We start from the raw sequence: 5,291 nt of genomic DNA on the forward strand, positions 1-5,291 counted from the left end.
ACCAGCCGAAGTCCTCAACGAGGTACTCTCAACGCCGCCAAAAACAACAGGCGTTGCGACGACCGCGTGAATCCGCCGCCCGATAGCGTGTCTGGCTGCCCCGCAGAACGGGAGAGCAGCCGGACGGCGTCGGCGAGCGCCTGCTCCTCGTGCTCGAACGCGAGCGGCGGGTGGTCGGAGATCGGCAACCAGGCGACCTCCGAGGCCTCGGCGTCCACGAGCCGCGGTTCGGCATCCTCCGGCGCGGTGGCCGCGTAGTAGAGGTTGAGGATGGAGATGACGTCGCCCTGGAACGGGTAGACGTCGAGGTAGATCCCGGCGAGGCCGACGATCTGGACGTCGATCCCGGTCTCCTCCCGGATCTCCCGCACGGCCGCCTCCTCGGGGTGCTCCCCCGAGTCGCAGAACCCGCCGGGGATGTCCCAGTAGCCGCGCCACGGCTCGCGGGCACGCTTGATCGCCAGGAAGGAGCCGTCGCGGACGAGGACGGTGCCCACCGCGGGGCTGGCGTTGACGTACAGCTCCCGCCCGCAGCCCGCGCAGCGGGTCGGCGGGGCCGCGCTCAACGGCGCAGCGCAGTACGGGCAGTGCTGCCAGGCGCAGTGGATCGCTTGCACAGCGCTACTTGGACTTCGCGGCTGCGGGCTCGTCGGTGGACAGCGCGGCGATGAAGGCCTCCTGCGGCACCTCGACGCGGCCGACCATCTTCATCCGCTTCTTGCCTTCCTTCTGCTTCTCCAGCAGCTTGCGCTTGCGGCTGATGTCACCGCCGTAGCACTTGGCGAGCACGTCCTTGCGGATCGCGCGGATCGTCTCGCGCGCGATCACCCGCGAGCCGACGGCCGCCTGGATCGGCACCTCGTACTGCTGGCGCGGGATGAGCTCGCGCAGCTTGCCGGTCATCATGACGCCGTACGAGTACGCCTTGTCCTTGTGCACGATGGCCGAGAAGGCGTCGACCTGCTCGCCCTGCAGCAGGATGTCGACCTTGACCAGGTCGGCCACCTGGTCGCCGGCCTCCTCGTAGTCCAGCGACGCGTAGCCGCGGGTGCGCGACTTCAGCGCGTCGAAGAAGTCGAAGATGATCTCGCCGAGCGGCAGCAGGTAGCGCAGCTCCACGCGGGTCTCGGAGAGGTAGTCCATGCCCTGCATCTGCCCCCGCCGCGCCTGGCACAGCTCCATGATGGCGCCGGTGTAGTCGGTCGGCGCGATGATCGTGCACTTGACCATCGGCTCGCGGATCTCCGCGACCTTCCCGACCGGCCAGTCGCTGGGGTTGGTCACGACCATCTCGCTGCCGTCGTCGAGCGTCACGTCGTAGATGACGTTGGGCGCGGTGGAGATGAGCGAGAGGTTGAACTCGCGCTCGAGCCGCTCGCGGACGATCTCCAGGTGCAGCAGCCCGAGGAACCCGCAGCGGAAGCCGAAGCCGAGGGCGGTGGACGTCTCGGGCTCGTAGGTCAGCGCCGCGTCGTTGAGCCGGAGCTTGTCCAGCGCGTCGCGCAGCAGCGGGTAGTCCGAGCCGTCGATCGGGTAGAGGCCCGAGTACACCATGGGCTTCGGGTCGCGGTACCCGCCGATCGCCTCGGTGGCGGGCTTGGCGCTCAGCGTCACGGTGTCGCCGACGCGCGACTGCCGCACGTCCTTCACGCCGGTGATCAGGTAGCCGACCTCGCCGACGCCGAGGGTCTTGACCGGGGTGGGCTCCGGCGAGATGACGCCCAGCTCGAGCAGCTCGTGGGTGGCGCCGGTGGACATCATCTTGATCCGCTCGCGCGCGGAGATCCGGCCGTCGACGACGCGGACGTAGGTGATGACGCCGCGGTAGATGTCGTACACCGAGTCGAAGATCATCGCGCGGGCCGGCGCGTCGGGATCGCCGACGGGTGCCGGGATCTCCTCGACGATGCGATCGAGCAGCTCGGGCACGCCCACACCGGTCTTGCCGGACACCCGCAGGATCGAGTCGGGGTCGCAGCCGATGATGCCGGCGATCTCGGCGGCATACCGTTCGGGCTGCGCGGCGGGCAGGTCGATCTTGTTCAGCACCGGGATGATGGTGAGGTCGTTCTCCATCGCGAGGTACAGGTTGGCGAGCGTCTGCGCCTCGATGCCCTGGGCGGCGTCGACCAGCAGCACGGCGCCTTCGCAGGCGGCGAGCGAGCGCGAGACCTCGTACGTGAAGTCCACGTGACCGGGCGTGTCGATCATGTGCAGCGTGTAGCCGCGCCGGTCGGCGCCGGGCCACGGCAGCCGGACGTTCTGCGCCTTGATGGTGATGCCGCGCTCGCGCTCGATGTCCATCCGATCGAGGTACTGCGCGCGCATCTGGCGCTGCTCGATCACGCCGGTCACCTCGAGCATGCGGTCGGCAAGCGTCGACTTGCCGTGGTCGATGTGCGCGATGATGCAGAAGTTGCGGATCAGCGCGGGATCGGTGTAATCGGCGGTCACGAAGTTCCTTCAGCGGCGGACGGGGTCATCCCATTCTGCCGCATCCCGCGCCCGGCCGCGGCCCGGGCTACTGCGGGCGCAGCCCCGTGTGGTGCGCGGCGAACGCCAGCAGGTCCGCCCACTCGGCGGCCACCATGGCTCGCGGCTTCCCCGCGCCGTGCCCCGTGTGCGTCTCGATGCGCGCCAGGACCGGCTCGGGACCGCCCTGGGCGTGCTGCAGCGCCGCGGTGAACTTGTAGCTGTGCGCCGGGACCACCCGGTCGTCGTGGTCGCCGGTGAGCACGAGCGTCGCCGGGTAGTGCGTTCCCTCGCGCACGTTGTGCAGCGGGGAGTAGGACAGCAGGACCGGGGCCATCGCGGGATCCTCCGGCGAGCCGTAGTCGCTGGTCCAGCTGTCGCCCACGGTGAAAAGGTGGAAGCGCAGCATGTCCAGCACGCCGACCATCGGGAGCGCGACCGCGGCGAGGTCGGGGCGCTGCGTCATCACCGCGCCGACGAGCAGCCCACCGTTGCTGCGCCCGTGCAGCGCCAGCTGCGCGGACGTCGTCACCCGGCGCGCGACGAGGTCCTCGGCCACCGCGATGAAGTCGTCGAAGACGTTCTGCTTGTGCGCCTGGCAACCGGCGACGTGCCACGCGGCGCCGTACTCGCCGCCGCCGCGGAGGTTGGCCAGCACCACCAGGCCGCCGGCCTCGAGCCAGGCCGGCCAGCCGGGACGGAACTCGGCCAGCATCGGGACGTTGAACCCGCCGTACCCGTACAGGATCGTCGGCCGCGGCGTCGACAGGTCGAGGTCGTCGCGGTACAGGATGCTGTAGGACACCGCCGTCCCGTCCGCCGACCGGGTGGTCTCGCGGCGCGCCTTGACCTTCGGCGGCTGCCACAGCGGCTGCTTGCGGCCGGGGACCGCGCGCACGGCGGTGCGCAGCTTGACGATGTCGAAGGACTCGAGGTCCACCCGGAAGGACTTCAGCGGGGTGATGGCCGAGGTCATGCCGACGAACAGCTCGGTGTCCTCGCTGCGCCCGTTCAGGGCGACGACGGCGGCGCCGGCCATCGGGATCGCCGAGGAGCTGCGACCGTCCAGCGCGTACCGGTGCAGCACCGGCATGGCGTCCTCGAGGTGCACCGTCACGAGCGCGCCGCCGGCGGAGGTGACCGACTCCAGGATGCCGTCGTGCTCTCCGATCACCGTCTCCATCGTCGTCACGCCCGCGGCGATCGGCACCCGCACGAGCCGGTAGCGCGGGGCGTCGCGGTCGGTGCGCACCAGCATGGTGTCGTCGATGACCCGGACCGAGTCGTAGCGCGCGTCGGCCTCGTCGAACATCCGCACCGGCTCGCCGACGACAGTCCGCTCCCCCGTCCGCAAGGGATAGGCCCACAGCCGGTTGTTGGCGCTCGTGCCGTCGTGGATCTCCACGATCAGCCAGCGGCCGTCCCACGACACCTCCGGGAGCGCCAGGATCCGGCAGTCCCCCTCGCTGTCGAAGACGACCTCGTCGTCCGCCTGCGGGGTGCCCAGCCGGTGCACCTTGAGCACGCCGCCGGGCTGTCGGCCGCAGTCGGTGCCGTCGGTGACCCGGTCCGAGGGGTAGTGCAGGTAGACCAGCGAGGCGTTGTCGGGCAGCCAGGTCGGGGCGCCGAACTTGCTCTGCGTCAGCTCGTCGTCGAGGTCGCGCTTCTCGTCGATGTCGCGCACTCGGATGGTCTGCCAGTCGCTGCCGCCTTCGCTGAGCGCGTAGGCGAAGTAGCGGGCATTCTCGGAGACCCCGGTCCGCGTGACGTACCTGTTCCCCGACTCGTCCAGCCGGTTGGGATCGACGAGGACCCGGCCGCCGGCCTCGAGCTTCTCGAGCGTGGGCGCCCAGCACCAGACGTCCTGTGCCTGCGTCCCGTCGTTGCGGCTCACGAAGTACCGGCCGCCTTTGCGGTACGGCGTCCCCGACCGCGGGCGGCTCATCAGCGCCGACAGCCGGCGCTCGAACCAGGCACGCTCGGGCAGGTCGCGCAGGTACGCGGCACTGAGCTCGTTCTGCGCGCTTATCCAGTCGCGCGTCTGCGCGGAGGCCGGCTCCTCGAGCCAGCGGTACGGATCGGCGACGAGCCGGCCCTGGACCTCGCTCGTGGTGTCGCCGCGATGCGCCTGTGGGTAGTGCATGGTTCAGATGTACCAGGTCCGCGCGCGCCGCGGGCGGTCGCCGGGTCGGTCGACCAGCACAATGTGGCGTGCGCCGCTGTCGTTGTGCTGACCCCGGTCTGCTTGGTATTCTGTACCTTCGTGTGCGCCGAGATCTGTCGCACCGCCGACGCCCCGCTTCGGCAGATCCACAGATCACGCACCGCAGTCGTCGTACGACTACCGCACCGTCAATACCGAACCGAGGCACTTCGTGGCGAACATCAAGTCCCAGATCAAGCGCGTCAAGACCAACGAGACCGCACGGCAGCGCAACCTGGCCGTCAAGTCGGCCCTCAAGACCTCCGTGCGTCGCTTCCGCGAGGCGGCCGCCGAGGGCGACGCCGACAAGGCGAGCACCGCTCTCGCGCACGCGTCGCGCCAGCTCGACAAGGCCGCCAGCAAGGGTGTCATCCACCGCAAGCAGGCCGCCAACCGCAAGTCGGGCATGGCCAAGACGCTGGCCACCCTCGGCAGCGAGTAGCCGCACCCGCTTTCACGAGCAGCCGCGCGTCCCCGGACGCGCGGCTTCTTGCTGTCCGTGAACGCCTTCTGCGGGGCAGCCAGCGACGCTATTCGGCCTTGGGTTCTAGGGGTCGTTGCAACGCCTTTGATCAGGAGGACGTTGCAGGTGGGTACGTATCAGCGATTTGGTCGC

4 protein-coding genes are annotated in these 5,291 nt (G+C 69.9%); 1 reads left to right on the plus strand and 3 read right to left on the minus strand.

All coding sequences use genetic code 11. The annotated features are described in order from the left end of the window. Positions 1 to 14: 14 nt before the first annotated feature. From F8A92_RS18045 to F8A92_RS18055, 3 genes are all read right to left on the minus strand, one after another. Positions 15 to 566 (minus strand): NUDIX hydrolase, encoded by a 552-nt coding sequence (locus F8A92_RS18045; RefSeq protein WP_194291584.1) that lies wholly within the window; start codon positions 564 to 566, stop codon positions 15 to 17. A 55-nt stretch (positions 567 to 621) separates the two neighbouring features. After that, a complete protein-coding gene (lepA, locus tag F8A92_RS18050) occupies positions 622 to 2,454 on the minus strand; it encodes a translation elongation factor 4 (protein ID WP_153506569.1) in 1,833 nt (610 codons plus the stop codon). 67 nt (positions 2,455 to 2,521) lie between these two features. Further along, on the minus strand, positions 2,522 to 4,615 hold the full coding sequence (locus F8A92_RS18055) for a prolyl oligopeptidase family serine peptidase (RefSeq protein WP_153506570.1): 2,094 nt from the start codon (positions 4,613 to 4,615) through the stop codon (positions 2,522 to 2,524). Positions 4,616 to 4,847: 232 nt separating this feature from the next. On the opposite strand from F8A92_RS18055, the gene rpsT reads away from it, so the two are divergent. Next, positions 4,848 to 5,117, plus strand: a complete 270-nt coding sequence (gene rpsT / locus F8A92_RS18060; RefSeq protein WP_153506571.1) for a 30S ribosomal protein S20 — start codon at positions 4,848 to 4,850, stop codon at positions 5,115 to 5,117. Positions 5,118 to 5,291: the final 174 nt, after the last annotated feature.

The organism is Cumulibacter manganitolerans (genome assembly GCF_009602465.1).
In the GTDB taxonomy this organism is placed as follows: domain Bacteria; phylum Actinomycetota; class Actinomycetes; order Mycobacteriales; family Antricoccaceae; genus Cumulibacter; species Cumulibacter manganitolerans.

Coding starts and splice junctions, on each gene's coding strand:
- F8A92_RS18055 (WP_153506570.1), bottom strand. CDS start 4,615: ATGCACTACCCACAGGCGCATCGCGGCGACACCACGAGCGAGGTCCAG.